General features: G+C 58.5%; 30 protein-coding genes. 19 read left to right on the forward strand and 11 right to left on the reverse strand.

What is annotated here, in order from left to right:
- The first annotated feature begins 53 nt into the window (after positions 1–53).
- The 8 genes from AC2CHD_RS13715 to recO all read left to right on the forward strand — a co-directional run bounded on the left by AC2CHD_RS13715 (position 54) and on the right by recO (position 5,913).
- Complete coding sequence (locus AC2CHD_RS13715; RefSeq protein ID WP_484554122.1) at positions 54–467, forward strand: hypothetical protein; 414 nt, start codon at positions 54–56, stop codon at positions 465–467.
- 107 nt (positions 468–574) lie between these two features.
- Positions 575–1,432, forward strand: a complete 858-nt coding sequence (locus AC2CHD_RS13720) for a methyltransferase, TIGR04325 family (RefSeq protein WP_484554123.1) — start codon at positions 575–577, stop codon at positions 1,430–1,432.
- A 224-nt stretch (positions 1,433–1,656) separates the two neighbouring features.
- A complete protein-coding gene (locus AC2CHD_RS13725; RefSeq protein ID WP_370633323.1) occupies positions 1,657–2,253 on the forward strand; it encodes a DUF2062 domain-containing protein in 597 nt (198 codons plus the stop codon).
- Positions 2,250–2,657, forward strand: coding sequence for a holo-ACP synthase (gene acpS, locus AC2CHD_RS13730; protein WP_484554124.1), 408 nt, complete (start codon positions 2,250–2,252; stop codon positions 2,655–2,657). Before AC2CHD_RS13725 ends, acpS begins: the two co-directional genes overlap by 4 nt.
- A gap of 91 nt (positions 2,658–2,748) precedes the next feature.
- Entirely contained in the window at positions 2,749–3,498 is a 750-nt protein-coding gene (gene lepB / locus AC2CHD_RS13735; protein ID WP_229447400.1) for a signal peptidase I, read from the forward strand.
- A gap of 13 nt (positions 3,499–3,511) precedes the next feature.
- On the forward strand, positions 3,512–4,228 hold the full coding sequence (gene rnc, locus AC2CHD_RS13740) for a ribonuclease III (protein ID WP_484554125.1): 717 nt from the start codon (positions 3,512–3,514) through the stop codon (positions 4,226–4,228).
- Complete coding sequence (era, locus tag AC2CHD_RS13745) at positions 4,225–5,154, forward strand: GTPase Era (protein WP_484554126.1); 930 nt, start codon at positions 4,225–4,227, stop codon at positions 5,152–5,154. The genes rnc and era overlap by 4 nt, the downstream gene beginning before the upstream one ends.
- Before the next feature lie 18 nt (positions 5,155–5,172).
- Entirely contained in the window at positions 5,173–5,913 is a 741-nt protein-coding gene (recO, locus tag AC2CHD_RS13750) for a DNA repair protein RecO (protein ID WP_229447397.1), read from the forward strand.
- Between the two features lie 6 nt (positions 5,914–5,919).
- Here recO and AC2CHD_RS13755 read toward each other — a convergent pair whose 3' ends face one another.
- A complete protein-coding gene (locus AC2CHD_RS13755) occupies positions 5,920–7,161 on the reverse strand; it encodes an MFS transporter (RefSeq protein WP_484554127.1) in 1,242 nt (413 codons plus the stop codon).
- Positions 7,162–7,360: 199 nt separating this feature from the next.
- Here AC2CHD_RS13755 and AC2CHD_RS13760 point away from each other — a divergent pair, with 199 nt between their 5' ends.
- Both AC2CHD_RS13760 and AC2CHD_RS13765 read left to right on the forward strand, forming a co-directional pair.
- Positions 7,361–7,876, forward strand: coding sequence for a sigma-70 family RNA polymerase sigma factor (locus AC2CHD_RS13760; protein ID WP_229447395.1), 516 nt, complete (start codon positions 7,361–7,363; stop codon positions 7,874–7,876).
- Entirely contained in the window at positions 7,876–8,667 is a 792-nt protein-coding gene (locus tag AC2CHD_RS13765; RefSeq protein WP_484554128.1) for an anti-sigma factor family protein, read from the forward strand. The genes AC2CHD_RS13760 and AC2CHD_RS13765 overlap by 1 nt, the downstream gene beginning before the upstream one ends.
- 9 nt (positions 8,668–8,676) lie before the next feature.
- Here AC2CHD_RS13765 and AC2CHD_RS13770 read toward each other — a convergent pair whose 3' ends face one another.
- On the reverse strand, positions 8,677–9,579 hold the full coding sequence (locus tag AC2CHD_RS13770; protein WP_484554129.1) for a mechanosensitive ion channel family protein: 903 nt from the start codon (positions 9,577–9,579) through the stop codon (positions 8,677–8,679).
- Positions 9,580–9,802: 223 nt separating this feature from the next.
- On the opposite strand from AC2CHD_RS13770, the gene AC2CHD_RS13775 reads away from it, so the two are divergent.
- Positions 9,803–10,258, forward strand: a complete 456-nt coding sequence (locus tag AC2CHD_RS13775; protein ID WP_484554130.1) for a GNAT family N-acetyltransferase — start codon at positions 9,803–9,805, stop codon at positions 10,256–10,258.
- 19 nt (positions 10,259–10,277) lie between these two features.
- On the forward strand, positions 10,278–11,729 hold the full coding sequence (locus AC2CHD_RS13780; RefSeq protein ID WP_484554131.1) for a RimK family protein: 1,452 nt from the start codon (positions 10,278–10,280) through the stop codon (positions 11,727–11,729).
- A gap of 29 nt (positions 11,730–11,758) precedes the next feature.
- On the opposite strand, the gene AC2CHD_RS13785 is transcribed toward AC2CHD_RS13780, so the two are convergent.
- The 7 genes from AC2CHD_RS13785 to AC2CHD_RS13815 all read right to left on the reverse strand — a co-directional run bounded on the left by AC2CHD_RS13785 (position 11,759) and on the right by AC2CHD_RS13815 (position 16,572).
- Positions 11,759–12,577 carry a mechanosensitive ion channel family protein gene (locus tag AC2CHD_RS13785; protein WP_484554132.1) on the reverse strand — a complete coding sequence of 273 codons (819 nt, stop codon included), beginning with the start codon at positions 12,575–12,577 and terminating at the stop codon, positions 11,759–11,761.
- Positions 12,578–12,812: 235 nt separating this feature from the next.
- The gene (locus tag AC2CHD_RS13790; protein ID WP_229447389.1) at positions 12,813–13,451 is read right to left on the reverse strand and encodes a YfbR-like 5'-deoxynucleotidase; all 639 of its coding nucleotides are present in this window, start codon (positions 13,449–13,451) and stop codon (positions 12,813–12,815) included.
- Positions 13,451–14,308 carry a CAF17-like 4Fe-4S cluster assembly/insertion protein YgfZ gene (ygfZ, locus tag AC2CHD_RS13795; RefSeq protein ID WP_484554133.1) on the reverse strand — a complete coding sequence of 286 codons (858 nt, stop codon included), beginning with the start codon at positions 14,306–14,308 and terminating at the stop codon, positions 13,451–13,453. Before ygfZ ends, AC2CHD_RS13790 begins: the two co-directional genes overlap by 1 nt.
- Before the next feature lie 84 nt (positions 14,309–14,392).
- Positions 14,393–14,809 (reverse strand): hypothetical protein, encoded by a 417-nt coding sequence (locus AC2CHD_RS13800; RefSeq protein WP_484554134.1) that lies wholly within the window; start codon positions 14,807–14,809, stop codon positions 14,393–14,395.
- A gap of 61 nt (positions 14,810–14,870) precedes the next feature.
- Complete coding sequence (locus AC2CHD_RS13805; RefSeq protein ID WP_484554135.1) at positions 14,871–15,674, reverse strand: hypothetical protein; 804 nt, start codon at positions 15,672–15,674, stop codon at positions 14,871–14,873.
- Positions 15,675–15,682: 8 nt separating this feature from the next.
- On the reverse strand, positions 15,683–16,054 hold the full coding sequence (locus AC2CHD_RS13810; protein WP_229447385.1) for a TIGR02301 family protein: 372 nt from the start codon (positions 16,052–16,054) through the stop codon (positions 15,683–15,685).
- A gap of 110 nt (positions 16,055–16,164) precedes the next feature.
- Positions 16,165–16,572 (reverse strand): NUDIX hydrolase, encoded by a 408-nt coding sequence (locus AC2CHD_RS13815; RefSeq protein ID WP_484554251.1) that lies wholly within the window; start codon positions 16,570–16,572, stop codon positions 16,165–16,167.
- 108 nt (positions 16,573–16,680) lie between these two features.
- Here AC2CHD_RS13815 and AC2CHD_RS13820 point away from each other — a divergent pair, with 108 nt between their 5' ends.
- Complete coding sequence (locus AC2CHD_RS13820; RefSeq protein WP_484554136.1) at positions 16,681–17,253, forward strand: DUF2799 domain-containing protein; 573 nt, start codon at positions 16,681–16,683, stop codon at positions 17,251–17,253.
- A 24-nt stretch (positions 17,254–17,277) separates the two neighbouring features.
- Positions 17,278–18,033, forward strand: coding sequence for an SOS response-associated peptidase (locus AC2CHD_RS13825; protein WP_484554137.1), 756 nt, complete (start codon positions 17,278–17,280; stop codon positions 18,031–18,033).
- Here the strand turns inward: AC2CHD_RS13825 and AC2CHD_RS13830 are convergent.
- Both AC2CHD_RS13830 and AC2CHD_RS13835 read right to left on the reverse strand, forming a co-directional pair.
- Positions 18,030–19,313: an NAD(P)/FAD-dependent oxidoreductase gene (locus tag AC2CHD_RS13830; protein ID WP_484554138.1), complete on the reverse strand. Its 1,284-nt coding sequence runs from the start codon at positions 19,311–19,313 to the stop codon at positions 18,030–18,032. The two genes, AC2CHD_RS13825 and AC2CHD_RS13830, sit on opposite strands and share 4 nt — an antisense overlap.
- Before the next feature lie 195 nt (positions 19,314–19,508).
- Positions 19,509–19,667 (reverse strand): hypothetical protein, encoded by a 159-nt coding sequence (locus AC2CHD_RS13835; protein ID WP_484554139.1) that lies wholly within the window; start codon positions 19,665–19,667, stop codon positions 19,509–19,511.
- 448 nt (positions 19,668–20,115) lie between these two features.
- Here AC2CHD_RS13835 and cysS point away from each other — a divergent pair, with 448 nt between their 5' ends.
- The 5 genes from cysS to rarD all read left to right on the forward strand — a co-directional run bounded on the left by cysS (position 20,116) and on the right by rarD (position 25,848).
- On the forward strand, positions 20,116–21,591 hold the full coding sequence (cysS, locus tag AC2CHD_RS13840; RefSeq protein WP_484554140.1) for a cysteine--tRNA ligase: 1,476 nt from the start codon (positions 20,116–20,118) through the stop codon (positions 21,589–21,591).
- Positions 21,592–21,730: 139 nt separating this feature from the next.
- Positions 21,731–22,243 carry a GFA family protein gene (locus AC2CHD_RS13845; protein ID WP_484554141.1) on the forward strand — a complete coding sequence of 171 codons (513 nt, stop codon included), beginning with the start codon at positions 21,731–21,733 and terminating at the stop codon, positions 22,241–22,243.
- Positions 22,236–23,189 (forward strand): prolyl aminopeptidase, encoded by a 954-nt coding sequence (gene pip / locus AC2CHD_RS13850; RefSeq protein ID WP_484554142.1) that lies wholly within the window; start codon positions 22,236–22,238, stop codon positions 23,187–23,189. Before AC2CHD_RS13845 ends, pip begins: the two co-directional genes overlap by 8 nt.
- Positions 23,186–24,817, forward strand: a complete 1,632-nt coding sequence (gene cimA, locus AC2CHD_RS13855; RefSeq protein ID WP_484554143.1) for a citramalate synthase — start codon at positions 23,186–23,188, stop codon at positions 24,815–24,817. Before pip ends, cimA begins: the two co-directional genes overlap by 4 nt.
- A 110-nt stretch (positions 24,818–24,927) precedes the next feature.
- Complete coding sequence (gene rarD / locus AC2CHD_RS13860; protein WP_484554144.1) at positions 24,928–25,848, forward strand: EamA family transporter RarD; 921 nt, start codon at positions 24,928–24,930, stop codon at positions 25,846–25,848.
- Positions 25,849–25,884 lie beyond the last annotated feature (36 nt).

Below are 25,884 nucleotides of genomic sequence, written 5' to 3' on the forward strand. Positions count from 1 at the left end.
AGCAACCATCCGGAGTGAATTGACCGGCTTGCGGCGCGGCGCAAACATCCTGAATGCGCAGCGTTCGGAAACAATTGTCTTTACCGAAATTGAGAGGGGGACTGACCGCTCTCATTCTGCTCGCCCTGGTACTGTTTCCTTTTGGCGGCGTGCATCTGCATGGGGCACCGTCGGCCGTTGCTGGTGGGCTCTCTGCCGAACACGCACTTTCTCACACATTGGATCACGCCCATGAACGTGACGGGGCACATAGCCACCAGCACGACACCAGCGATGGCGAGGATGCGCTGAACGAGATGGCGGGCGCGGAGTGCTGCATGGTCCATTGCATGCCGCTGGCCAGCCTGAAATACGAACCTTTCCCGGAGTCGCGGTTTGTCGCATGTTTTGCTGCGGAATCCATGATTGCCCTGTGCTCCAGCCTGTCTGAAAAGCCCCGTAAACCACCCCGCTCAACTCTCTCCTGAACACGCTCGACCATGCGCGCCGGCACGCCGGTGCCCGATGCTTCTTGCACAAGCGTGGCGCTGGCCGCGTGGCGAGTGCCCGAAACTCATGTTCAAGAGAGGTTGACATGAAAGCTCTACTGCATTTCGACAGCGGCAGGATCAAGCGCTTTGCCCAACCGGTTCACTCGACCCTGTCAAAGCTTCACCTGGTCGCCCGCCGGGCCGAACTGACCGGCGCTTATCCGGATCGGAAAAGCGCGGTGGAGGCAGCGCCCCGCTGGGCGCTGACCGACTATGATCATGAAGAAGTTGTTCCCGTGGCGCTGGACAAGATGAGCCGGATCATTGACTGGGATTATCCCGTCCTTTTCTGGCTTGAGCGCGAGCTGCGAGCGCGGGAAGGGCATCCCATTCGGCTGCTTGATGCCGGAGGGCATGTTGGAACAAAATATCGCGCTTTCCGCGATCTGATCGATCTTTCGAGCGTTGAGTGGCAGGTCTATGAACTGCCCTCGATGGTGAGGGCCGGCCGGGATATGGCGCGCGCCGAAGGCCTCGGGCCTCAACTTTCGTTCTGCGACGCCTTCTCCGAAATCAGGGAAGCCGAGATATTATTGTGTTCCGGGTTGCTGCAGTATCTCGATATCCCATTTGCGGATTTCGTGAGCAAGTTGCATGTGCAGCCACAGGTGATTCTCCTCAACAAGGTGGCGCTGCGGGATGGCCCGTCGATCTATACGCTTCAGCGTGGGGGGCCGACCTTCTTGCCCTACCACATCCGCAACAAGCAGCAGTTTCTTGCGGACCTGGATGCACTTGGCTATCGCATCATCGATAGCTGGCGCATACAATATCTGGCTCACAGGGTGGCGAGCCACCCGGAGCTGGGCTGGAGCGAGAGCCGGGGGTACATGCTGCTGCGTAAAGATCTCGTACGCAGCTTACACAAACCGGCCGAACCCGCGGTGGCAAAAGCCGGGTAAACCTTCACGCCCCAATTCCGCCGTTTCGCTCGACTAGTTCTTTCGTGTTTCCTGCTGTTTTGGCAGGAAACACGATTATTAACCCGTTTCCCTTGCCCCGTCCGACCGAGCTTGCCTATATCGACCAAAGACACTTCCAAGGGAACCCGTCGTTAATAGAACGGGCTCTAGGATTTGGTGTGGTGGGAGAGCTTTGTTGCTGTTGGGGGTGCTGCGTAGCCGCGATGTTGTTTCGACGTAGAAAACCGGCGGATCTTTGGGAGAGGGCGCGGACCATGGTTTGGCCACGTCGCTCTTTCTGGCGTTCCGCGCAATATTTCGTCAAACGCGCTCTGCGATTGACGGCAACACCGCATGCCATCGCCGCAGGCATTGCTGCCGGTGTGTTCGCGTCGTTCACTCCGTTTATGGGCTTTCACTTCTTCATCGCCGCAGGGCTCGCCTGGTGCATCGGGGGAAATCTCGTGGCATCAGCCATCGGAACGGCGGTGGGCAATCCTCTGACTTTCCCTTTTATCTGGGGAGCGACGCTGGAAACGGGCCGTCTCATCTTGTACGGCAGAGAGCTGTCGCATGGGGCTCCGATACATCTGGGCAAGATGCTGCGACATCTCGAGTTTTCACAGCTCTGGGAACCGCTGATCAAGCCAATGTCCGTTGGCGCGTTGCCTCTGGGCATTTCCTTCGCCTTGGTGTTCTATTTCGTGACACGCTGGGCGACATTCACCTTCCGAGAGCAGCGCCGTAAGCGCCTCGCCGAGCGGGCGCGCCGCAAGGCTGGTCGGCAAGCCTTCGATGCGAGGACAGCGACGAGTTCATGATTATCGGTATTGGAAGCGATCTGATCGACATTCGGCGGATCGCCAAAACACTTGACCGCTATGGAGACCGTTTTACTCAGCGTGTTTTTACGGAGGTCGAACGGGCCAAGTCGGACAGGCGCCGTGAGCGTGCAGCTTCCTATGCGAAGCGTTTCGCAGCCAAGGAGGCATGCTCAAAGGCGCTTGGCACCGGCATAGCGCGTGGCGTTTTCTGGCGCGAAATGGGGGTGGTGAACCTCCCTGGCGGGAAGCCGACAATGGAATTGTCCGGCAAAGCCAGAGCGCGGCTTGAAGGCATGACGCCTTCGGGCGTGAAAGCGCTGGTTCATTTGACCATCACTGACGACTACCCGCTGGCTCAGGCATTTGTAATCATCGAAGCGGTTCCCGACAACGGGAACTGATGCCGAAAACTGCGTAAGGGCTGTGCTGTCGCATTGCCGCCGCCTTTCTGGCGCGATAAGACCGTCCCGAAACACTCGAACCGAGGACATGATGAGCGTGGCTGACAAGACGAAGAAGAAATCGGGCGGCGTGGGCGAAACCGTCAATGTGATCGTTCAGGCGCTGATCCTCGCTCTGGTCATCCGCACCTTCCTTTTTCAGCCATTCTCTATCCCGTCAGGATCTATGCGTCCGACGTTGCTTGAGGGCGATTATCTGTTCGTCACCAAGTGGGCCTACGGATATTCGCGCCATTCCCTTCCGTTCTCGCCGCCGCTCTTTTCCGGTCGCATCTGGGGCTCGGAGCCGGAACGCGGAGATGTCGTCGTCTTCAAGTTCCCGCCCAATCCTTCCATTGACTACATCAAGCGAGTGGTTGGTCTGCCGGGCGATAAGATCCAGATGCGCGAAGGTGTTCTCTACATCAATGACAAGGCCGTGGAGCGCGAGAAAATTGGTGAAATCAATGATCCGGACATTACCGAGATGGATCGTCCAGTCGACGTTTATCGGGAAACGCTTCCCAATGGCGTATCCTATGAAACGTTGGATTTGACCGCGAACGGGATCGGCGACAACACGCGCGAGTTCATCGTGCCTGAAGGCCATTACTTCATGATGGGCGACAACCGCGACAACTCCGCCGACAGCAGGTTCTCGGTCGGTTTTGTGCCTGCCGAAAACCTTGTCGGACGCGCGAATATCATCTTCTTCTCCATCGCGGGTGGCGCAAGCCCCCTTGAAATCTGGCGTTGGCCGGCAGAAGTGCGTCCATCGCGCATTCTCGACTGGGTCGACTAGGGTTGCGAAAACCATGACTGCCAAGCGCCCGCGTGGTCCTGAGCTTGTCAAAGCGGTAGCCGAGTGCACCGGATTTGATTTCAAGAACGCTGCCCTGGTCGAAGAAGCGATGACCCATGCCAGCGCTCGCAGTCGCTCGGGTGTCGACTACCAGCGACTGGAGTTTCTCGGCGATCGGGTTTTGGGTCTTGCCGTTGCGGAACTGCTATACGAAAGCTTCCCCACAGCACCCGAAGGTGAGCTTTCGGTGCGGCTGAATGCGCTTGTAAACGCGGAGACATTGGCCGAGGTTGCGGATGACCTGAAGATTAGTCCTCTCATTCGAATGGGCAGTGATCTGCGCAGCGCCGCTACCCGCAAACAAATCAACCTGCGTGCGGACGTGATGGAAGCGTTGATCGCGGTGGTTTATCTTGAGGGTGGCATTGCGGCGGCCCGAGGCTTCGTGCGCGATCACTGGAAGGCCCGTGCTCAGGCGGAAGGGGCTGATCGGCGTGATCCGAAGACAGCCCTGCAGGAATGGGCTCATCAGGTTGCCGCGGTTACGCCAGCCTATACGGTGGAGGACCGGCAGGGGCCAGACCATGACCCGGTCTTCTCTGTATCCGTCAGGGTCAAGGGATATGACCCCGCGCACGGCAGGGGGCGTTCCAAACGCGAGGCCGAACAAGCCGCCGCCATCGGCATGCTGGAACGTGAAGGTGTGTGGCAGAGCAATGAGAGTGCATGATGAGTGAAGACGTTTCCACAGCCGATGCACCAAATGAGACCCGGTCCGGGTTTGTGGCACTGATCGGCGCGCCCAATGCGGGCAAGTCGACACTGCTCAATCAACTGGTGGGCGCCAAAGTGTCGATTGTCACGCACAAGGTGCAGACGACACGCGCCATCGTACGCGGCATCGCCACCCACGAGAATGCGCAGATTGTGTTCATCGATACGCCCGGCATTTTCAACCCTCGCCGCACGCTCGACCGTGCCATGGTGACGACCGCCTGGGGGGGCGCCAAGGATGCAGATATCGTGGCCTTGCTTATCGATGCCGAGCGCGGGATCAAGGGCGACGCCGCCTCGATTCTTGAGAAGCTAAAGGATGTGGCCCAGCCGAAGATCCTGATTTTGAACAAGATCGATCGGGTAAAACGCGAAACCCTTTTGGAACTCGCCGCCCGGGCCAACGAAGCGGTGGATTTCGAGCGCACCTTCATGATCTCCGCGCTGCAAGGATCAGGTTGTGACGATCTTCTCGCCTATCTCTCCGAAACGCTTCCAGTTGGCCCGTGGTACTATCCCGAGGACCAGCTATCCGATCTGCCCATGCGTCAGCTCGCAGCGGAAATCACACGCGAGAAGCTCTTCCTGCGTCTGCACCAGGAATTGCCTTATGCGATCCACGTCGAAACCGAGAAGTGGGAAGAGCGCAAGGATGGTTCCGTGCGCATCGATCAGGTGGTTTATGTGGAGCGTGACAGTCAGAAGAAAATCGTGCTCGGCCACAAGGGATCGGCCATACGTGCTGTGGGGCAGGCAGCCCGCGAGGAACTGGCAGGCATTCTCGAGCAGAAGGTTCATCTCTTTCTGTTCGTAAAAGTGCGGGAAGGTTGGGGCAGCGATCCTGAGCGCTTCCGCGAAATGGGACTTGAATTCCCCGGTTGAGGGAAGGATTGCAACCACATGGAATGGCGCGATGAAGGGATCATTCTAGGCGCCAGAAAGCATGGCGAGACGAGCGTCGTCCTGGAAACGATGACCGCTGCCCATGGCCGTCATCTGGGCCTTGTAAAAGGCGGCCGTTCGCGGCGCATGCAGCCCCTTCTCCAGCCTGGAAATCGTGTTGACCTTGTATGGCGCGCCCGGCTTGAGGAGCATCTGGGTGCGTTTCAGGTCGAACCGTTGGAACTCAACGCTGCACGTCTCCTTGCTTCGGCGTTGGCCGTTCATGGAATTCAGCTTTTGGGCGCGCATCTGCGCCTCATGCCCGAGCGAGACGCTCATGCGGGTTTATATGAGGCGGTGAAAGTCATCACCGAACATTTGGACGAACCTGAGATCGCTGGCCCGTTGATGGTGCGTTTCGAACTGGCGATGCTTGAGGAATTGGGGTTCGGGCTTGATCTTACGAAATGCGCACTGACGGGGAACCGACATAGCCTCGCCTATGTTTCACCGAAGTCCGGTCGTGCGGTGACTGAAGAAGCGGGTGCTCCCTGGCGTGACAGGCTCTTGCCCTTGCCCGGCTTTCTTACTGCAAAAAAGCGATCGGAGGCGTCGCTGGATGCGTTGAAGGATGCCTATCGCCTGACGGGCTTTTTCCTTCACCGGAATGTCTATGAGCCCCGCGGAATGGAAGAGCCGGTCTCCCGCGGTGGTTTTCTCGCCGCTCTTGCCCGCAGCACAGAGGGGGCTGCGGGCTGAGTTTGCCTATTCGGCGGGTGCCAGGGCAGGACGCGCGACCGCCGCTTCCTTGATCGGCCAGTGCACCACAGCGGCAAACAGACCAAGCAGGACGCCCAGCCACCAGACCGGATCGTAGCTTCCGAACAGATCATAGAGATAGCCGCCCAGCCATACACCCAGGAAGGAGCCGACCTGGTGTGAAAAGAAGACCACGCCGCCCAGAAGTCCCAGATGCCCGGTGCCGAACATGATCGCCACCAACGAATTGGTTGGAGGCACCGTTGAAAGCCACAAGAGTCCCATGACTATGGCGAAGATGATCACGCTAGCCGGAGTTTGCGGTACTAGAAGGAAAGCGGTTACCGCGATAGACCGCGCGAGATAGATCAACGCCAGAAATCCCGGTTTGGAATAACGCTGGCCGATATAGCCCGAAGCAAGCGAGCCGATAATGTTGAAGAAGCCGATCAAGGCAAGAGCGATGACTGCATAGCGTGCATCGATGCCGATATCGCCGATATAGGCCGGGAAGTGGGCGGTGATGAACGCCACTTGGAAACCACAGACGAAAAAGCCCGAGACCAGAAGCACGAAGCTGCGATGCGCGAATGCCTCCCGCAGCGCTTCGCCGATTGTCTGTTTGAAGGTCTCCGCATTGTTGCGTGCTGTCGCCGCATTGCCGACCAGAGGAATGGCCAGAAGCGGAACGATCAACATCGCTATGCTCATATAGACCAGAGTATCGGACCAGCCGAACGCATCTATCAGGCCTTGGCTGATAGGAGCAAAAATAAACATGCCGGCGGAGCCCGAAGCCGTTGCAAGACCGAAAATCAGGCTGCGCTTTTCTGCAGGAACGTTCCGGGCGAAAGCGGCAAGAATGATACCGAAAGAGCCGCCAGCCACACCCAGTCCGACGAGCACACCGCCGCCGATATGCAGCATGGCTTCATGAGTAGGCATCGACATCATCAACAGCCCAACGGCGTAAAGCACCGCCGACAGAGCAAGGACGCGCCAGGTGCCGAACCGATCTGCAACCGCGCCGAAGATTGGTTGTCCAATCCCCCAGAGCAGGTTTTGAATTGCCATCGCAAGGCCGAACGTGGTGCGGTCCCACCCTGTCTCAGCCAATAGCGGCAATTGGAAGAACCCCATCGCAGAGCGTGGTCCGAAATTCAGAGCCGCGATCAAGCAACCGCAGATCACGACCGCCCAGGGAAACGAATTGGAAGAGGCCGCACGGCCCGCGCTTTGCTGTGTCATGTTTGCCTTCACGCGCCTGTGAGCGCCTTGGTACCGGAATCCGACAATGAAAATATCGTATGCGGCATTTCAGAGATATCGACAAATTGTGCATCTTCGATCAGTTTTTTTAATGGTTAGACACGGTGGCCGGGAATAAATGCCTTCAGGCAAGCGTTCATCGGGCAAGAACAACGCCCCGTGAGAGGGGAGCGGGTGCATGGACGGAAAGAGGGAAGCGATTGTGCGGGAAATCCCGGGGCTCCGGCGTTATGCGCGAGCTCTCCTGCGCGATGCGGATGCGGCTGATGATCTCGTTCAGGATTGCCTGGAACGAGCATTTTCGCGGCTTGAGAACTGGCAGACGGGTACATCGCCCCGGCGATGGTTGTTTACGTTGATGCACAACCTCTTTGTCGATGGTGTGCGGGCACGCAAGCGACGAAGCGAACTCGCCTCGGCTGCAGCCGCCGATATTCCGCAGGCGGTCAGCGCCCCGGAACAGAACGGTGTACTTGATCTTCATGACGTGCTCGATGCATTGCAGGAGGTCAGTCCTGACCGTCGCGCCGCGCTGCTTCTGGTTGGCGTAGAAGGTATGAGCTACGCAGAGGCAGCAGACGTTTTGGGCGTCCCCACAGGAACGTTGATGTCGCGCGTGGCGCGTGGACGACAGGACTTGCGCGAAGTTCTCGATCTGGTACGGCGTCGACGCATTCTCAAGGCGGTGCAGTGATGACAGGACGCAGCTTTGATGAGAGAGATATCCATCTCGCACTCGATGGTGAATTGCCACGGGAGGACATGCCTGCATACGAAGCCTGGCTGGAAACCAGAGCCGATATGCGAGCTTTGAGCGCACGCTATGAAGCTGATCGCGCGTTGCTTCGTGACGCGCTGGCGGAACTGACCAGTGAGAACCTGCCGCCCCGCCTGCGAGAAGGAATGATAGGGGATGAGCGGGCGACCAAGGGTGGTCACGCTATGGTTCTTCGCCGCCTCGGTGCAGTTGCCGCTCTCTGCCTTATCGCGGGAGCAGCATTTGGCTTCTGGGCGGGCCGGCAGCAATTCGTCACTGGTGAGACATTGGCAGCGTTGGACGTGGTCGGTGAGGCAGTCGCCGCTCACCAGGTCTATGCGGCCGAGAAGCTGCATGTTGTGGAAGTGGACGCGAGCGAGCGGAGCCACTTGGTCGGCTGGCTTTCGAACAGGGTCGGCACCAAACTCATCGCTCCTGACCTGCGGGCCGATGGCTTTGATCTCATCGGAGGGAGGCTGCTGCCTTCAGGTGGAAAGGCTGCCGCTCAGTTCATGTATGAAGATCAGGCTGGCGAGCGCATCTCCCTTTATGTCGCTCATTGCATAAAGGGGGAGGATACGGGATTTAGACTTTTCGAAGACGAGGGGAGACGCGCTTTCTATTGGCAGGAGAAAGGGTTCGCCTACACCGTGGCTGGCTCAATCGATGAAAATCGGCTCCTGCAACTCGCGAACGTCACCTACCGACAATTGCTTGCCGGTAGGTGATGTCTGCCGTCAGCTCTTGGTTCCGCTCTTCTTGGCGGCGCCGGTTTTTTGCGTGTTCTGCGCCTCGGTTTGCAGCGGAAGATAGTGAACGTCGCGCTGCGGGAAGGGGATTGAAATACCCTTCTCATCAAACGCCTTCTTGGCTGCCTTGGTGATATCGAGACGGGTCTGCCACCAGTCGGAAGTCGTGGTCCAGTAGCGCAGCGTGATGTTGACGGCACTGTCGCCAAGTTCCGATACGAACGTCGCTGGCTCCTGGTCGCTCAGGATGCGATCGTCGGCCTCGGCCAGTTCGAGCATCGTTTTTTGCGCCAGATCAATATCGTCATCGTAGCCGATGCCGATCACGAGATCGTTGCGGCGGCGCGTATTGCGCGAATAGTTGGTGACCGATGTATTCCACAGCGAACTGTTCGGCGCGAGAATGTACAGGCCATCCACGGTTTTCATCTCTGTCGCAAACAGGCCTATGGACTGGATTGTGCCCGAGATGCCGCTTGCCTCCACATATTCGCCCACGCGGAAAGGTTTTAGAACGAGGAGCATGATTCCGGCGGCGACGTTCTGCAATGTGCCCTGGAGGGCGAGGCCGATTGCCAGACCGGCGGCGCCGAGCGCGGCGATGATGCTTGCGGTCTGAACGCCGAACTGCGCAAGAACGGTAACGCCGACCAGCACCAGAACCGCGTAACGCGCAATCTTCGAAAGAAAACTGGTGAGCGTGACGTCGAAAGAGGGAAAGCGGTCGAGCGCGCTGCGCACCCATTTTTCCACCATCCCCGCGACAATAAAGCCGGCGATGATGAGAATGATGGCGCCGAGAATCGAGAAGGCGTAAGATACGGCAAATTCGCTGACCTGGGCCAACGCTGCCTGGGCAGCTGTCATGAGGTTCTCAGTTTGCATTTCCATATTGGGGAATGTCTCCGTTCCATGTTTGTCGTTGCCGGCCTTCAGGGGACGGTTCCAACTCCTCTGCCACGCTTCAAGCGTGAGAGATTTGCGGGGCAGGCGACCGGTCGCGTCTGCCTGGTTGGTTTCGAGTGTCTAGCAACCGGGGATGGTTGCTGCAAACCACTCCGCTGTCAAAATGGTCATGCGCTTGCCGTCTCGCTGTTTTCACGTAGGGGCGAGCATGTCGATTGAGGTTCGTCCTGCCCTCCCTGGGGACCTCGCTGCTCTCGTTGCGATAGAGAACGCGGCATTCTCGGGCGATAAGCTTTCCGAGCGCTCCCTCCGGCGTCTTTCGAGCGCAGAAACCGCCATTGTGAGCGTAGCGGAAGAGCGTGGGAAGGTGCTTGGCTACGCACTGGCTTTGACGCGACGGACGAGCGGTGTCGCGCGGCTTTACTCGATAGCCGTGGCACCGGAGGAAACCGGAAAGGGGGTGGCTGCGTTGTTGTTGCATTATGTCGAGAACGCAGCGTGTGGGCAAGGGTTCCATACCATGCGACTTGAAGTGAGGTCGGACAACAAGCCGGCCATCCGGCTTTATGAAAAGATGGGATATCGCAGCTTTGCCCAATATGAGAATTACTATCACGACGGTATGAGTGCTTTGCGTTACCAGAAATCGCTCTGCGCGCGTTGAACATGGAGAACGGCCCCAAATGAGTTGGGTCATCCTGACTGGCAAAAAAGGCGATCTTGACGAGACCGCTACCCCCTACAAGATCATCACAAATCGCGACTATCTGGCCCACCCGGCACTTTTCCGAGGACAACGCCCCAAGGTCATCAACCTGTCGTCCAGTTACGCCTATCAAAGCCGTGGCTACTACGCGTCTCTGCTCGCCAGTTCTCGTGGCCATCGCGTGATCCCGTCAGTTGAGACCATGATCGATCTCTCTGCGCGCAAACTTTATGAGAATGCTCTTCCGGAACTGGAGCAGGCTCTGAACCGCTGCCGCAACGATTTGGGGGGAGGTTTCCCTTCAAGTGTCAGCATCTTTTTCGGCATAGGGCCTGATAAGGCGTGGGAACGTTTCGCCAAGCTGCTTTTTGACTGGTTTCGCGCACCCGCGCTGGAAGTTGTCATCAAGGACGGCGAATGGGCAACAATATCTCGCATCGGGTTTCGCTTCCTGTCGAGAATGAACGCCGACGAGAAGGAACGCTTCACATCATCGCTTCACAACTACACCAGCCGGCAGTGGCGGGACAGCCGCACCCGGGTGCCGGCGCGCTATGGGTTCGCCACCCTGATCGACCCGAGAGAGGAGCTTCCGCCATCAAGCGTAGCCTCGCTCAAGCATTGGTCGCGCATTGCGGCGAGGATGGGCGTTGAAGTAGAGCCAATTACCAAGAAGGATCTGCCGCGTCTGGCGAATTTCGATGCCCTCTTCATCCGCGAGACGACATCGATTTCCAATCACACCTACAGGTTTGCACGGCGCGCCGAACAGGAGGGGATGCCGGTCATCGATGATCCTCTCTCGATGATACGCTGCACGAACAAGGTCTATCTCAACGAGTTGATGGCCACGCACCGGGTACCTGTTCCGCCGACGATGATGATCGCCGGGACCGCCGACCTTGAACGCGCTGCTGATCTGCTGGGCTTTCCCCTGGTCCTCAAGACGCCGGACAGCTCTTTTTCACGCGGGGTGAAGAAGGCAGCAAACATGGCAGAGCTGAAGGCTCTGGCGACGACATGGCTTGAGGACTCCGATCTTCTCATCGCACAGAAATTTCTACCCACGTCCTTTGACTGGCGTATCGGTGTGCTCGACGGAAGGCCGCTTTTCTCCGTCCAGTACCTCATGGCCAAGAAGCACTGGCAGATCGTCAATCACGAAAGGCAGGGACGCCCGGATGAAGGCGGCTTTCGCTCTTTCACCTTGGCGGACACCCCTTCCGACGTGCTCGAGATCGCTGTACGAGCGGCACGCTGTATAGGCAACGGCCTTTACGGAGTCGACCTAAAGGCCACGCCGGAAGGAGTTTATGTCATCGAGGTCAATGACAATCCCAATCTCGACCATGGGTGCGAAGATGCCGGGGAGAAAGACGCCGTCTGGACAAGCCTGACACAATGGTTCATCGACCGGCTTGAAAGGTGAACTTCTCCTGTCGGCGTCCTCTCAGTGTATCAGTCTGGGGTGGAAACACTCACCCCTTTCTTGCCAAGGCTTTTGTTGATGGCTTCGGTTAGTGCCGAACGGGACCTTTGCCACCCCTCGCTTCTTGTCCAGAACCGGAGGGTCAATTGAGAAGTCCCGCCATCAATTGCTGAAAACAAGGTCTCAGCGTTGGGCTTCTTCAGAACGCTCTTTTCGGCAGCGAGAATTTTCATGAGCCCTGTCTGCACCTGTTCGGGGCTGAGGCCTTCGCCAACGTCAATTTCGAGTTCTACCCTGCGGGCTTTGTTCCGGGAGTGATTGGTAATGGCCGCGTTCCAAAGCGTGCTGTTGGGAGCGAAGACGATCAAACCTTCATCGGTTTTCAACTCCGTTGCAAAGAGCCCCAGCGTGCTGACGGTGCCTGAGATTCCGTTCGCGAACACATGCTCATCCACCTCAAAGGGACGTAAAATCAGAAGCATCACGCCGGCCGCGATGTTTTGCAGTGTCCCTTGGAGGGCGAGCCCGACCGCGAGGCCGATAGCACCAAGTGCGGCAATGATGCTGGCAGTCGGCACGCCAAGCTGCGTCAGCGCGGCGACGCTTGACAGGGCCAGAACGGTATATCTGGCAAGAACCGAAAGGAATGAAGTTAAAGTGGCGTCGAATGCAAAGACCTTGCTGAGCGTGTTGCGCACCCAGCGTTCCAGCATTTTTGCGGCGATTATGCCGATCGCCAACAGGGCGCAAGCCCCAAGAAATGTGAAGCCGTAGTTCAGCGCAAATTCAGTAATGTAACCGAATGCCGCATTTGCGGTTTGGATAAGGCGTCCAGCTTGCTTTTCCATTTTCCGAACATCTCCGTGGCGTGTTCAGGGTTTCCGTTTTCAGAAACCGAAGCACCGCCCCGTCGACGTTCTCACCCGCCAAGATAATTTTTCAGGCAGATCAGAAACGCTAAACTGCGTCAGTTTGGATGATGTGTATAGCAAGTGAATGCTTGGCGCAAAAGTATATATGTAATATAATTTTAAACCGCGATTATATTTTCAGTTTTCGTTATAAGTAATTAAAATAGGTAATTTAAATATTGGATTTAATTATTTTATTTCGTCTCGACTCATCTATTTTTTTAAAGCGCTCGAGGAAGGCTGCTTGCGCCAGTTTGGGGGGGTGAGGCTCAAGCTGCACTTCTTCCGGCGACATCCCTCGCGGGCGGCCGAAAAACCTGGCGGCTTCCGTTACACCGAACCCCGCCAGTTGTGTCGCCTCAAAAAAGGCTGCGATCTGGTCAGCGCGTTTGATGGCCTTCTTCAGCTTCGCCGGCAGATCGGGAGGCAGGGTGAAACGAAGGTGGATAGCGCGTTGCAGGCGCTTTTCGACTGATTTGTAATCCTCGCCCAGCGTAGCCTTGAAGGGCGAAATCATGTCGCCGATCACATATTCTGGAGCGTCATGCAACAACGCTGCCATCAGGCATTCAGGGGTGGCGTCACGCGCTATCCTGCGAAAGATATCTTCCACCAGAAGGGAATGCTGAGCGACGGAATAGGCATGATCACCCTCGGTCTGTCCGTTCCAACGGGAAACGCGGGCAAGGCCGTGTGCAATATCGCCGATTTCTATGTCGAGGGGGGACGGATCTAGAAGATCAAGGCGGCGCCCGGATAACATTCGCTGCCATGCGCGAGGAGCAGCGGTTTTATTGGACCGCGCGGGCATTAGTCTGCCCCGTCTTTGTTCTCGGGAAAGGTGAATGTCGCCCATTCTGGTACAGCGAGGGTGACAGCGGTTTGACCTGCCAGAACAGGTATCGAAGCGTCCATAGCCTCCTTGATTCTGTCGATGCGCGCTATGGCGAGCCCCTTCGCACCGCAGACCGTTCCAAGAGCTCCTACGGTTTTTTCATCAGCACGCAATTCGGTGCCCTGCGGAGGTAGATCTGCAGCACCACTGGCGATCAGCAACCGCCGGCGAGCTGTGCCACGATGGTGCATCCGCGACACCACCTCCTGGCCGACATAACAACCTTTCTTCAGTCCAACTCCGCCGTTCTGATCATAAAGAACATCATGCGGAAAGGCATCTCCCAGGCTAAAATCGCTGCCGCTTTCTGCAACGGCATGGGCAATTCTCAGTTCATCCCAACTCGTTTTGCCTTTGCTGGCATCAGGCGCGTCGCCGTAGTGACGCCGAACGTGTACATTTGCGGGAAAACGCCTGTCGATCAGGGTTGATTCATTATCTGAAGAACCGGAATCTGTTTCCCACGAAACGGCGATTACCGTTTGTTTTATATCGGAAATATCGACCTTTGCGCGAAGCTTGTAGAGTGTAAGCCGTTTCACCAGATCCCGGGCGATGTCCGCACGGCATTCAATGCGCAGTCCGTCAATACCGGCACGGGAGATCAGGAAGTCGAACAGGATTTTGCCCTGTGGAGTGAGGAGGGCGCCTGGACGGCACTCGCCGTTCTGAAGCGCCGAGAGATCGGTTGTGATCACGTTCTGGAGGAAGTGTTCGGCCTCAGGTCCCTGCAGTTGAAAGAGGGCGCGTTCGTCGAGATGGCAGGTCGGCATGGCTGATCCGGCAAGATGAAGAGCTTGTCCGCATTTAGCTAGGATGCTTTGTTGCTCACGACAACCCGCCAATGTTTGATGAAGTCAACGGGTGGTCTTTTCCCTCAGGCGCGCTGCCGCTTCTGCAAGGGCTCTGGCGCTTCTGGCGCTCAGTCCGCCACTTTCGTAGTCATGACGAAGGGCCTCCTCGATCTGTTCGGCAATGCGATCCAGAGACGGCGAGTCGTTCGCCGCGCTTCGGTGATCGAACAGATTGATCCAGTGATCCGTCTCCCTGCCAAAGCGCATGAGACGATCCAGATAAACTTCGGCGCTGCTATTGCGCGAAAGAAGACCGAGCAGGCCCGCGGCAATCGAAAGAGGGCTCATCACCACGTCGCGCATGCCGTCAGCCATGAGTTTGAGCTGGAAGAGAATGACACGTCGGACCAGACGCCCACGCCTACCCCGGCTCTCTGGCAAAGCCGCCACGCCGTTTTGCGACTGCGCTATCCCCTCCATCGCAAACCTCCCTGAAGCTTCAACGGATATGGGGGTGACGACCAATTTTGCAAGAATGAACTCAATCTCCGGCGACGAAAAACGCCCAGTGCCCCTCCGGCGTGATGCCCACACGATAGAAGATGTAGGCTCCGAAGCTCTTCATGTCCTCATAGTCGCCGGCGGTCACCAGCGTAAACAGTTCAACCCTCTGCCTCTTGTCGAGGGATTCAAGCGGGATGGCGAAAAAGTATGGCCAGACATACATTTCCTGGGGTGTCCCTGCGTCGAGATGGACATATCCGGCGAGCAGGACCTCCAGAAGTATGGCCAGAACCTCCTGGCCTTCCTCATCTCCGGATAGCTCGACGAGAAATTCGAGAGGATCCCCATCCAGACCACCGAGCGAGAGGCGGGTCGCACTGTCGCCGTTACCGATTAGCGGGCGCAGATTTTCGATATCGCCGCTTTTCGCAGCTTCAACGATCAGCCCGTGCATTCGCTGAACGGGTTCGGGTAACTCTTCAAGATCGTAATGGATCTCCGGTAGCTCCTTGCCGATCTGGGTGTCCGGGCGTACGACATCGCGCAGCGGCGTGTCCCCAATCGGCGAGGCATCCTCAGCGGGCTCCGGGCTCTCTGGCGCGGTGGTGTCATTCTTGGGAAAGCGGATTGGCGGCGGAAGCGGAACACGCTCGACCTTGTCGGATCCGGGCTGTTCTTCTTCTGTGGGCTCAACCTGCTGAAGTTCACTGAGAGCAAATGCTGAAAGGCCCGAGGTTCCGTTCAAGCCGAAGGCTGTCAGACCAGCCAGTAGAACATGCCGCCAACGCCTGCGAGTTCGCGGGCTGGCAAGGTTTGGAACGTTGATCAGAGTCCGGCTCATTGTCAGTCTCAGTTTCCGTAGCGCTGCACGATTTCGGTGGAGATGCGTGCACCCTCACTCATATAGTGGTTGATGGCCGACAGCGCCTGATCCGTGCAGTTTTCATACGTTCCTGCGAAGGATCTGTAGCCGCGGTTGAAACTGGCGATCAATTTCTCGCGGCGGGCCGGCGACGGCGCTTCTGTCTCCAGAAGCTCTTCCATCTTCCCGCGCCATGTTTCGGAGTCTTCACCGCAAAGATTGCGCAGATAGTGAATCGAACCGAGCACCTCGGCCAATCTCAGAAGGGGGGCTTCATAGCTGGCCTCGTTGGCTTGCGTTGCAGGCGCAGCCACAAGAAAAACTGCCACGAGGCCGGAAAATATTGAACCACTACGCATGCCGTGTTGTCTCCCAGCGGGCGCTGCCTGTCAAACGCCTGCGATTGCGGGAAGACCACCACAAAACAGTCACGAAAGTGGCAAGATTGAGGGCAGGGTGCCCAGCAGGTTTATCCGCTGGGAAGGTGACGCAATTCTTCGATAATGTGTTGTGTGCTCTCAGTCAGAGGCAGGGTAGCGATTTCTTCTGGGGAATACCATCCGGCTTCGCGGGCATCGTCACCCGCTATGACGGGGCCACGTGCGACCGTGGCGCGAAAAACGGTCAGTCGAAAGATTTGCTGATCGTCGTCGCCACGCAACACAACATCGCGATAGGGGCTCGCTGTCGTCAACAGCAAGCCGGTCTCTTCCAGCAGCTCGCGCGCCAGTGCCTTTTCCAGTGTCTCGCCTGCTTCCACCCTGCCACCGGGAAACGCATACAAACCTCTGGCCGGCGCGCGGCCGCGACGCACCAGCAGAACGCGGTCTTCCTGAATGACGGCCGCGGAAACGGCGAGGATTTCTTCCGGTTTCACAAGCAAAGCCCTTGCATCCTGCAATCCGATCACCAAAAGTCCGGCCCGAACTGTTGCCAGTCAATTGGTGGCAGAGAGTTATGGCCGTTGAAGTGGCAGGAGACAATCATGCAGGTGGTGCAGAACACATGGGTGGTTGCAGGTCTGGCGTGCATGTTGTCTTTGTCGGCCTGTGCAACGCTGAATGAGAGCGAGTGCGAAACAGTAAATTGGAGCGACTTGGGACGCAGCGATGGCGCGGCCGGACAGAGTTCGTCCTATGTTCAGCGCCACCGGGAAGCCTGTGAGAAATACAGTCTGCCGGTGGACGAACGTGCATGGCGCACCGGTTGGGAAGACGGTATCCGCCGTTATTGCACACCGGAGAACGGTTTGAGTGCCGGGCGCGACGGGCGCAGCTACGCCAATTCCTGCCCGGCGGATGCTGCCCCCGGCTTTGAGAGCGCGTATCGCGTCGGCAAGCGTGTGCATGAAGCCAGATCAGAATATGATCGCCTGAAGAGCGAACTCGAACAGCTATACGATGATCTGGAAGATGCTGCCAAGGATGAGGATCGACGGAAGATTCGCAATCGGATCTCGCTGAAGGAGTCGGATCTGTTCTTTGCCGAGGGTCGTGTGCGTGATGCCGAGCGCCTGTATGATCGCTACCTCTATGAGGAGGCGGCGCGCCGCTACTGACGGCTTAGGAGGGAGCCTTCTTTCATGTGTGGTCGTTTCGCACTTACCGATACGCCCGATGCGGTGCAATCGCTGCTTGCGGTGACAGATTTTGAACCGTTTCCCCCGCGCTACAACATCGCGCCAACGCAGCCAGTTCTGATGGCTCTGGCGGGACCGCCAAGGGCAGCAGGTTCCAACCTGCCTTCACGGCAAAGCGTGCTTGTCCGCTGGGGGCTTATTCCCTCCTGGACGAAAAATCCCGACGATTTCTCGCTGTTGTTTAACGCCCGCTCTGAAACGGCAGCGGAAAAAGCGTCCTTCCGCACCGCCATGCGCCATCGCCGCACATTGGTTCCGGCCAATGGCTTCTATGAATGGCGCCGTGTCGGCTCGAAACGTGCGGAACCGTATTGGATCCGGCCACGCGATGGCGGGCTGATTGCCTTCGCCGGATTGATGGAAAGCTGGTCCGACCCCGGGGGAACCGAAATCGATACTGGCGCGATCCTGACGACGGAAGCGAATGAGGATTTGCGTGGTATTCACCATCGCATGCCTGTGGTTATCAGGCCGGAGGATTTCGACCGCTGGCTGGACTGCCTCAACCTGGAACCGCGTCACGTGGCTGATCTTCTGACACCGGCCGAGCCAGGCTTTTTCGAGGCGGTGCCCGTGTCGGATCGGGTTAACAAGGTGGCAAATGCCGGCCCGGACCTTCAGGAGCGCGTGGAACGCCACGAGGAAAAAGTTTCCGGCGCGAAAGCCGTGAAAGACAGCGACCAGCTCGACCTGTTTTAAGCGATGGTCCGCAAGAGATGGACTGCCTCTGCACCAAAGCGGTACACGCCTTCCCGCAAGGTCTGGAATGATTGACGCGACACGTCGCTGACGGGCAGGGGGAGCTCTTCCTCCGAAATACGGCCCAACATTAGCTCTGCCAGAGCTTTCCCGAACACGGTGCCCGGTCCGATGCCGCGGCCATTGTATCCGGAAAAGCCGACCACATTGTCACCGAGGCGATGAAACTTCGGCAGGTGATCTGCGGTCATGCCGATGTGACCATACCAGCAATGTTCAAACCGGATGCCTTTCAGCTCCGGAAACAGCCGGGCAATCGCACACTCAGCCCACGCACGGTGCACCGCTTGGCCGGTGCCCTTCAGGGCTCCCACGCTGCCGAAAACAAGGCGCCCCTCCTGATCCCACCGGAATGAGGTCAGAATCTGTTTCGTGTCCCACGCACCTTGCCGCTCCGGCAGAATGTGGTCGCGCACGGCCGCTGGTAGGGGAGGCGTGGCGAAATTGAAATAGGGCAGGTGGACAATTTCTTCACGAATCTGCGGCCAGGGCGTGGTTGTGTAGGCGTTGGTTGCAACAATCACTTTCCGTGCCGTCAGTGTGCCCCTGGGCGTTTCAAGCCGCCAGCTGCCGCTGCATTGCTCCGCTTTCGTCACCCGGGAACCGGTGTGAAGCCTCGCGCCAGCCTTTTGGGCGGCATGGGCCAGTCCTCTTGCATATGCCAACGGCTGGATCGTGCCGGCCCGCTCGTCCAGCAACGCACCGGAGAACGCATCGCTCCCGATCTTCTTTCGCGCTTCCTCGCGTTCAAGAAGCCGAACCGGTGCGCCCCGCGCCTTCCATTGTCTTGCACGCGCGTCAAGCTGTCTGAGGCCGCTTTCTCCAACCGCACAGTGGAGCGTCCCCACAGGCATAGCCTCGCACTCCATTCCGTGTCGTGTCGCCAGTTCGAACACAACGCTGGGCGCGTTGCCAAGAACGCGGAGCAGCCGCTCGCCATAAGTTTCGCCGAGAATGCCAGGAAGGTCGTCGGGCATGACCCACATGCCTGCATTCACGAGGCCCACATTGCGTCCGGAGCCGCCAAAGCCGATCTCGTCGGCTTCGAGCAAAGTGACGTCGGCTCCGGCCTCGGCCAGATGCAGCGCTGCGGAAAGGCCGGTATAGCCCCCTCCGACGATGGCGATGTCAGTCTTCACATCGCCTGTCAGGGCTGTTGTCTGTGGCGCTGCGGGGGCTGTCTTCTCCCACAGGCCGTGGGAAAGCGGGTCGTTCCTCATCTGGCGGACTCACTGAAAACCGAGATAGCACCGACAGATCACACGCCCGTCGCTGCTGAACCAAGCGAAAAATCCGCATGATGTCATGCAGGGATGGCATTGAAAGCATTGCACATCATCCCCGCCATCGCTGTCGCAATGTCCGGAAACTGTGCTGCCCCTGGTCACCCGCTCCGGTCAGGCCGGAGCAAAACCTCAGTCGGTCTGCGTGTCGTAAGGGGATTGCTTTGGTGCCGGTGCCGGCTTCTCGGTCTTGCACTGCAGAGCGGCATTGATCGCTGCGGGTCCAACCGCGTGATACTGGCTTAGCAGGAGCTTTTCCTGTTCGGCGGTATACTCTGCTGGCTTGTTCATGTCGCGGGGCATAACTAATCCTTGGTTCCGCGTTGTCGTCCCTTCCGCGCAGATGGGGACCAAATCCGACAAAATCTTGACAGACTGCCCCGTCGGAAGACGCATTCTTAAAATTGCCGCATCAGCCTTAACATTTCCTTCACATTGCCATTTTGCTTGCAATACCTCTTTCGGGGCGCGAAGCCGGGTTTCGGCATGATCCCCAGCCTTTTGGCTTTCAGCTTTTAGTCTTGACGCATTTGCCGCCTGCGGCGATAAGAAAGCCCATGAAAACGCTGTGCACCATTATTGGCATTTGCATTATCGGCTAGCGCCTCACCGCTGGTCCGGACGTTTTCGCCCTTCTTTCCCGATGAGAAAAACGCCCAGGCCAGAGGCCGGCGTAAACCGTGCCCGCAATATGCGTGAGGCTTGAGCATGGCTGTGGGGTTGAAAACGGAAGGCGAGGATGACGAACGGTTTCAGGGGCCTCAGGGTCTACAACACGCTGACGCGGGCCAAAGAGGACTTCGTCCCCATCGATGAGAAGAACGTCCGCATGTATGTGTGCGGTCCGACAGTCTACGACTATGCGCATATCGGCAATGCGCGTCCGGCCATCGTTTTCGACGTTCTATACCGTCTCCTGCGCCATCTCTATGGCGAGGACCACGTCACCTATGTGCGCAACATCACCGACGTCGACGACAAGATCAATGCGCGCGCCCGCCGCGACTATCCCGACCTGCCGCTCAATGAGGCGATCCGCGAGGTCACGCAGAAGACCGCCGATCAGTATCATGCCGACGTTGCCGCCCTCGGTTGCCTGAAGCCGACCATCGAGCCGCGTGCCACCGATTTCGTGCTCCCGCGCGCGGACGGGCTGACGGATATGGCCAGCCTGATTCAATCTCTCATCGATCGCGGCCATGCCTATGAAGCGAAAGGAGAAATTCTTTTCGACACCGCCTCCATGCCGGCCTATGGCGGGCTTTCCAAACGGAGGTTGGAAGACCAGCAGGCAGGCGCCCGTGTGGCGGTGGAAGCGCACAAGAAGAACCCGGCCGATTTCGTTCTCTGGAAGCAGTCCTCGGCAGATGAGCCGGGGTGGGACGCGCGTTTCACCATCCGTGGCGCAGCAACGACCATTCGCGGCCGCCCCGGCTGGCACATCGAGTGCTCGGCCATGTCCACGGCCTATCTTGGCGAGGAGTTCGACATTCACGGCGGTGGCCTCGACCTGATCTTCCCGCACCACGAAAACGAGATCGCGCAGTCCTGCTGCGCCCATGGCCGCGATGTCATGGCGCATTACTGGATGCACAATGGCTTCCTCCAGGTGGAGGGGCGAAAGATGTCCAAATCCGAGGGTAATTTCGTCACCATCCATGAACTGCTGGAGACGGAGAGATTCGGCGGCCGCAAATGGCCGGGCGAGGTTTTGCGTCTTGCAATGCTGATGACGCACTACCGCGAGCCGATCGATTTTTCGGTGCGCAAGCTCGAAGAGGCCGAGGCGGTGCTCGACGGGTGGTATCGGGCTGTCGGCGATGTCGAAGCCGGTGATATCGGATGCGCCGACACCATAGCCGCGCTCGGCGACGATCTTGGAACAACCGCTGCTATTGCCAGCCTTCATGAATTGCGCAGCGAGGCGACAAAGGGCAGCAGCGCGGCGAAAAAGGCCCTCAAAACGAGCGCAGGTCTTCTCGGGCTGCTCGCCGGCACGGAAAGCGACTGGTCCGCCGTCAAGGTGTCGGAAGCCGCCATCGATGCCGGGCTCGTCGAAACAGCGGTGGAGAAGAGGATCACACAGTTGCGCGAGAAAAACTTCGCCGAAGCTGACCGGATCCGCGATCAACTTGCTGCGCAGGGCGTCCAGCTCATGGATTACAAGGACCCCGAAAGCGGCGAACGCCGCACCAGATGGGAGGTGAAACGGTGAGGCAGGCGGTGTTGACCCCCTCTGTCTTGCCCGGCATCTCCTCCTCAAAAGGGGAGACCAGACTGTGGGGCTGGTTTCGCCAATCGCCAGCGTGTTCGTCGAAGCCGTCTGTCACACGTCGGTCTGGGAGAGAGCGGGGATGAGCCTCGACAACAAACCTGTCTATTCCGGCGGCTGCCAATGCGGTGCGGTTCGGTTCCGCATTGAGGGCGCGCTTGGCGAGGCTTCGGTCTGCCATTGCCGCATGTGTCAGAAGGCGAGCGGCAACATCATGCTTCCGTTGGTCTCGGTGCGTGGCGCGAAACTCGCCTGGACACGCGCTGAACCCAAGCGCTTCCAGTCGTCCAGCCATGTGCGGCGGGGTTTTTGCCCCGAATGCGGCACGCCCCTTACCTATGAAGCGCCCGACGGGCAGGCGATAACCATCGCCGCCTTCGACCACCCGGAGGAAATCGCGCCGGTGGTGCAGTGGGGCTTGGAGGGGAAACTCCCCTATACCGACGGCATCGCGGCCCTCCCGGGTTACACCTCCGAGGAAGATGCGGACGCGGTGGAGTTTCTGCGCGACCTGGTCTCCTACCAGCACCCCGATCACGACACGGACGAATGGCCGCTGCCTGAAAACGCACGGAAAGACACTGAGAATGACTGAATTGCGCACGCTTTATCCTGAAATCGAGCCCTTCGCCAGTGGTATGCTGGATGTGGGCGATGGCCATACGGTCTATTGGGAGCGCGTGGGCACCCGTGGCGCAAAACCGGCCGTCTTCCTTCATGGCGGTCCGGGCGGTGGATGTTCCCCAACGCATCGCCGCGTTTTTGATCCGGAAAAATACGACGTGATGCTCTTCGACCAGCGCGGCTGCGGGCGCTCGAAACCCCATGCGGAGCTGGAGGCAAACACCACGTGGCATCTGGTGGCCGATATCGAACGGTTGCGGACCCTGATGGGTGTTGAAAAGTGGTTGGTCTTCGGCGGCTCCTGGGGCTCCACGCTGGCGCTCGCCTATGCAGAGACGCACCCAGGGCACGTCAGTGAACTGATCCTGCGCGGCATCTATACGCTCACCCGTGCCGAACTCGATTGGTATTACCAGTTCGGTGTCTCGCAGATGTTCCCGGAAAAGTGGGAGCGGTTCGTTGCCCCGATCCCGGAGGAGGAGCGCGGTGACATGATGTCGGCTTACCGCAAGCGCCTCACCTCGGATGACCGGACGGTTCAGCTCGAGGCGGCAAAGGCATGGAGCCTGTGGGAGGGCGAGACCATCACGCTTTTGCCGGATCCGGGCCTCACAGAGGATTTTGGTGAAGAGGATTTCGCCATTGCCTTCGCGCGCATCGAAAATCATTTCTTCGTCCATGGCGGCTGGTTCGAGGAAGGGCAGCTTCTGCGCGACGCCCACAAGCTTGCTGGTATTCCCGGCGTCATCGTTCATGGCCGCTACGACATGCCGTGCCCGGCGCACTACGCCTGGCAATTGCACAAGGCCTGGCCGGATGCCGAATTCCACTTGATCGAGGGGGCAGGGCACGCCTTTTCAGAACCGGGCATTCTTGATCGATTGATCCGGGCGACAGACCAGTTTGCAGGCGTATGACCATGGCACAGAAAGAACGCATCTACCTGTTTGACACCACGCTGCGCGATGGTCAGCAGACACCGGGCGTCGATTTTTCCGTCGAGGACAAGATCGCCGTGGCAAAGCTGCTCGATGATTTCGGCTTCGACTATGTTGAAGGCGGGTATCCCGGGGCAAACCCCACCGACACGGCCTTCTTTTCGAAGAAGCGAACCGAGAAGGCGGCCTTCGTCGCCTTCGGCATGACCAAGCGCGCCGGTGTCTCGGCCTCCAATGATCCCGGTCTCGCGGCCCTGCTTCAGTCGGCCAGCGATGCGATCTGTTTTGTTGCGAAGAGTTGGGACTACCATGTGCGCGTCGCGCTCGGCTGCACCAATGAGGAAAATCTGGAATCGATCACAGCCTCGGTCAAGGCGTCGGTTGCCGCCGGCAAGGAGACGATGGTCGACTGTGAGCATTTCTTCGATGGCTACAAGGCCAATCCGGACTATGCGCTGGCCTGTGCAAAGGCGGCCCATAAAGCTGGTAGCCGCTGGGTGGTGCTGTGCGACACCAATGGCGGCACGCAGCCGGCAGAGATCAGGGAAATCGTGAGTGCCGTGATTGCAGCCGGCATTCCCGGCGCGCATCTGGGCATTCATGCTCATGACGATACGGGCCAGGCCGTGGCCAATTCGCTTGCCGCCGTCGAGGCAGGCGTGCGCCAGATACAGGGCACGCTCAATGGCATTGGCGAGCGCTGCGGCAACGCCAATCTGGTGACGATCCTGCCTACACTGGCGCTCAAGCCCGCCTATGCGGAACGCTTTACGACCGGCATTCCCGACGAGAACCTGGCCGGTCTTTCGCGCCTTTCTCATGGGTTTGATGAGCTTCTGAACCGCGCGCCGGAGCAGCAGGCGCCCTATGTCGGCGCATCGGCCTTCGCCACCAAGGCCGGTATCCACGCTTCTGCTGTGCTCAAGGAGCCTGAAACCTATGAACATGTGCCCCCGGAAAGCGTGGGCAATACGCGCCGCGTCATGGTCTCTGACCAGGGCGGGAAGTCGAATTTCATCGCAGAGCTCAAGCGCCGGGGCATTGCTGTAGACAAGGCCGATCCGCGTCTCGATACGCTCATAGCGCTCGTAAAGGAGCGTGAGGCTCAAGGCTATGCCTATGAAGGCGCGGATGCGAGCTTTGAGCTCTTGGCGCGCCGAACCCTCGGCCGCGTGCCGGAGTTCTTCAAGGTCGACGGTTTTCGGTGCATGGTGGAGCGTCGCTTCGATGCCAATGGCGAACTGAAAACCGTATCGGAGGCCGTCGTCCGGGTGACGGTGGATGGTGAGACGCTGATGTCGGTGGCTGAAGGCCATGGTCCCGTCAACGCATTGGATATCGCTCTACGCAAGGACCTTGGCAAATATCAGGCCGAAATTTCTGATCTGGCGCTGGCCGACTACAAGGTGCGCATTTTGAATGGGGGCACCGAGGCGATTACCCGCGTTCTGATCGAGTCTTTCGACGGCACGGGCGCACGCTGGTGGACGGTCGGTGTCTCCGACAACATCATTGATGCGTCGTTCCAGGCATTGATGGATTCCATCGTCTACAAGCTGGTGAAAAACCGCGATACTTTGGCGAAGGTAGAGGAGAGCGCTGCCTGATTGAGGTGCGCTGATCGCTGGACCAATAAAATGAAATGGCGCCGATCCAGAGCGGTGTGACAGGATGTGAGAACGCCTGTCGCCCCCGGTCGGGCTCTCGTGGAAAGCTCATGTCCGAGATTGCAGAGAAGCCGCTTGATGCGGACCGAAACGATGCCATGCGCGGATTTTTCTTCGCATTGTCCGCCTATGGGCTGTGGGGCTTTCTGCCTCTTTATATGAAACTCGTGTCCCATATCCCCGCCACGGAGGTTGTGGCTCACCGTGTTCTCTGGTCCCTGCCGGTGGCGGCCATCATCCTTTATCTTCTGGGACGCACGGCCGATATCCGTCAGGCGCTTCGCTCACCACGAACATTGCTGATGGCGGCGCTGACGGCGGCGATTATCTCCGTCAATTGGGGTATTTACGTCTGGGCAATTTCCGTGGACCGCGCCGTCGAAACTGCGCTCGGCTATTACATCAACCCGCTGGTCAGCATCGCCATGGCGGCGCTTTTTCTTGGTGAGCGGCTGAACCGGTACCAGATTGCGGCGGTTTGCCTTGCCGGCCTCGCCGTTTTGATCCTGACCACGGATGCGGGCGGGCTGCCCTGGGTGTCCCTCAGTCTGGCGTTCAGCTTTGCCGCGTATGGCATTTTGCGCAAAACCCTGCCGATTGGTCCGAGCCAGGGTTTTTTTCTTGAAGTCTTGATCCTTGCGCTTCCAGGCCTTGGTTATCTCTTGTGGCTGGGTGCAAAGGGTGGGGCGCACTTTACACTGTCAAACCCGGGCGACATCGCGCTGCTGATCGGTTGCGGTCCGGTTACGGCCATTCCGCTTATCCTGTTCGCCATGGGTGCCAAATTGCTGCGCTATTCAACGATCGGCATCATGCAGTATACCGCGCCGACCATGATCTTCCTGATCGCTGTGTTTGTCTTCAAGGAGCCTTTCGGAGGCGTCAAGGCGGTGGCGTTCGCTCTCATCTGGGCAGCCCTTGCCCTCTACAGCTGGTCGATGCTGAGGGATGCGCGCCGGGCAAAAAAATAGCCGCCCCAAAAGCTGAATGAGGGGCGGCAAGAAAAG

Source organism: Nitratireductor sp. ATLC21, from assembly GCF_057196525.1.

Bases quoted from the DNA above. Each gene is read 5' to 3' on its own strand.
- AC2CHD_RS13715 (WP_484554122.1), top strand. From the start codon at position 54: ATGCGCAGCGTTCGGAAACAATTGTCTTTACCGAAATTGAGAGGGGGA.
- AC2CHD_RS13720 (WP_484554123.1), top strand. From the start codon at position 575: ATGAAAGCTCTACTGCATTTCGACAGCGGCAGGATCAAGCGCTTTGCC.
- AC2CHD_RS13725 (WP_370633323.1), top strand. From the start codon at position 1,657: ATGTTGTTTCGACGTAGAAAACCGGCGGATCTTTGGGAGAGGGCGCGG.
- acpS (WP_484554124.1), top strand. From the start codon at position 2,250: ATGATTATCGGTATTGGAAGCGATCTGATCGACATTCGGCGGATCGCC.
- lepB (WP_229447400.1), top strand. From the start codon at position 2,749: ATGAGCGTGGCTGACAAGACGAAGAAGAAATCGGGCGGCGTGGGCGAA.
- rnc (WP_484554125.1), top strand. From the start codon at position 3,512: ATGACTGCCAAGCGCCCGCGTGGTCCTGAGCTTGTCAAAGCGGTAGCC.
- era (WP_484554126.1), top strand. From the start codon at position 4,225: ATGATGAGTGAAGACGTTTCCACAGCCGATGCACCAAATGAGACCCGG.
- recO (WP_229447397.1), top strand. From the start codon at position 5,173: ATGGAATGGCGCGATGAAGGGATCATTCTAGGCGCCAGAAAGCATGGC.
- AC2CHD_RS13755 (WP_484554127.1), bottom strand. From the start codon at position 7,161: ATGACACAGCAAAGCGCGGGCCGTGCGGCCTCTTCCAATTCGTTTCCC.
- AC2CHD_RS13760 (WP_229447395.1), top strand. From the start codon at position 7,361: ATGGACGGAAAGAGGGAAGCGATTGTGCGGGAAATCCCGGGGCTCCGG.
- AC2CHD_RS13765 (WP_484554128.1), top strand. From the start codon at position 7,876: ATGACAGGACGCAGCTTTGATGAGAGAGATATCCATCTCGCACTCGAT.
- AC2CHD_RS13770 (WP_484554129.1), bottom strand. From the start codon at position 9,579: ATGGAAATGCAAACTGAGAACCTCATGACAGCTGCCCAGGCAGCGTTG.
- AC2CHD_RS13775 (WP_484554130.1), top strand. From the start codon at position 9,803: ATGTCGATTGAGGTTCGTCCTGCCCTCCCTGGGGACCTCGCTGCTCTC.
- AC2CHD_RS13780 (WP_484554131.1), top strand. From the start codon at position 10,278: ATGAGTTGGGTCATCCTGACTGGCAAAAAAGGCGATCTTGACGAGACC.
- AC2CHD_RS13785 (WP_484554132.1), bottom strand. From the start codon at position 12,577: ATGGAAAAGCAAGCTGGACGCCTTATCCAAACCGCAAATGCGGCATTC.
- AC2CHD_RS13790 (WP_229447389.1), bottom strand. From the start codon at position 13,451: ATGCCCGCGCGGTCCAATAAAACCGCTGCTCCTCGCGCATGGCAGCGA.
- ygfZ (WP_484554133.1), bottom strand. From the start codon at position 14,308: ATGCCGACCTGCCATCTCGACGAACGCGCCCTCTTTCAACTGCAGGGA.
- AC2CHD_RS13800 (WP_484554134.1), bottom strand. From the start codon at position 14,809: ATGGAGGGGATAGCGCAGTCGCAAAACGGCGTGGCGGCTTTGCCAGAG.
- AC2CHD_RS13805 (WP_484554135.1), bottom strand. From the start codon at position 15,674: ATGAGCCGGACTCTGATCAACGTTCCAAACCTTGCCAGCCCGCGAACT.
- AC2CHD_RS13810 (WP_229447385.1), bottom strand. From the start codon at position 16,054: ATGCGTAGTGGTTCAATATTTTCCGGCCTCGTGGCAGTTTTTCTTGTG.
- AC2CHD_RS13820 (WP_484554136.1), top strand. From the start codon at position 16,681: ATGCAGGTGGTGCAGAACACATGGGTGGTTGCAGGTCTGGCGTGCATG.
- AC2CHD_RS13825 (WP_484554137.1), top strand. From the start codon at position 17,278: ATGTGTGGTCGTTTCGCACTTACCGATACGCCCGATGCGGTGCAATCG.
- AC2CHD_RS13830 (WP_484554138.1), bottom strand. From the start codon at position 19,313: ATGAGGAACGACCCGCTTTCCCACGGCCTGTGGGAGAAGACAGCCCCC.
- AC2CHD_RS13835 (WP_484554139.1), bottom strand. From the start codon at position 19,667: ATGAACAAGCCAGCAGAGTATACCGCCGAACAGGAAAAGCTCCTGCTA.
- cysS (WP_484554140.1), top strand. From the start codon at position 20,116: ATGACGAACGGTTTCAGGGGCCTCAGGGTCTACAACACGCTGACGCGG.
- AC2CHD_RS13845 (WP_484554141.1), top strand. From the start codon at position 21,731: ATGAGCCTCGACAACAAACCTGTCTATTCCGGCGGCTGCCAATGCGGT.
- pip (WP_484554142.1), top strand. From the start codon at position 22,236: ATGACTGAATTGCGCACGCTTTATCCTGAAATCGAGCCCTTCGCCAGT.
- cimA (WP_484554143.1), top strand. From the start codon at position 23,186: ATGACCATGGCACAGAAAGAACGCATCTACCTGTTTGACACCACGCTG.
- rarD (WP_484554144.1), top strand. From the start codon at position 24,928: ATGTCCGAGATTGCAGAGAAGCCGCTTGATGCGGACCGAAACGATGCC.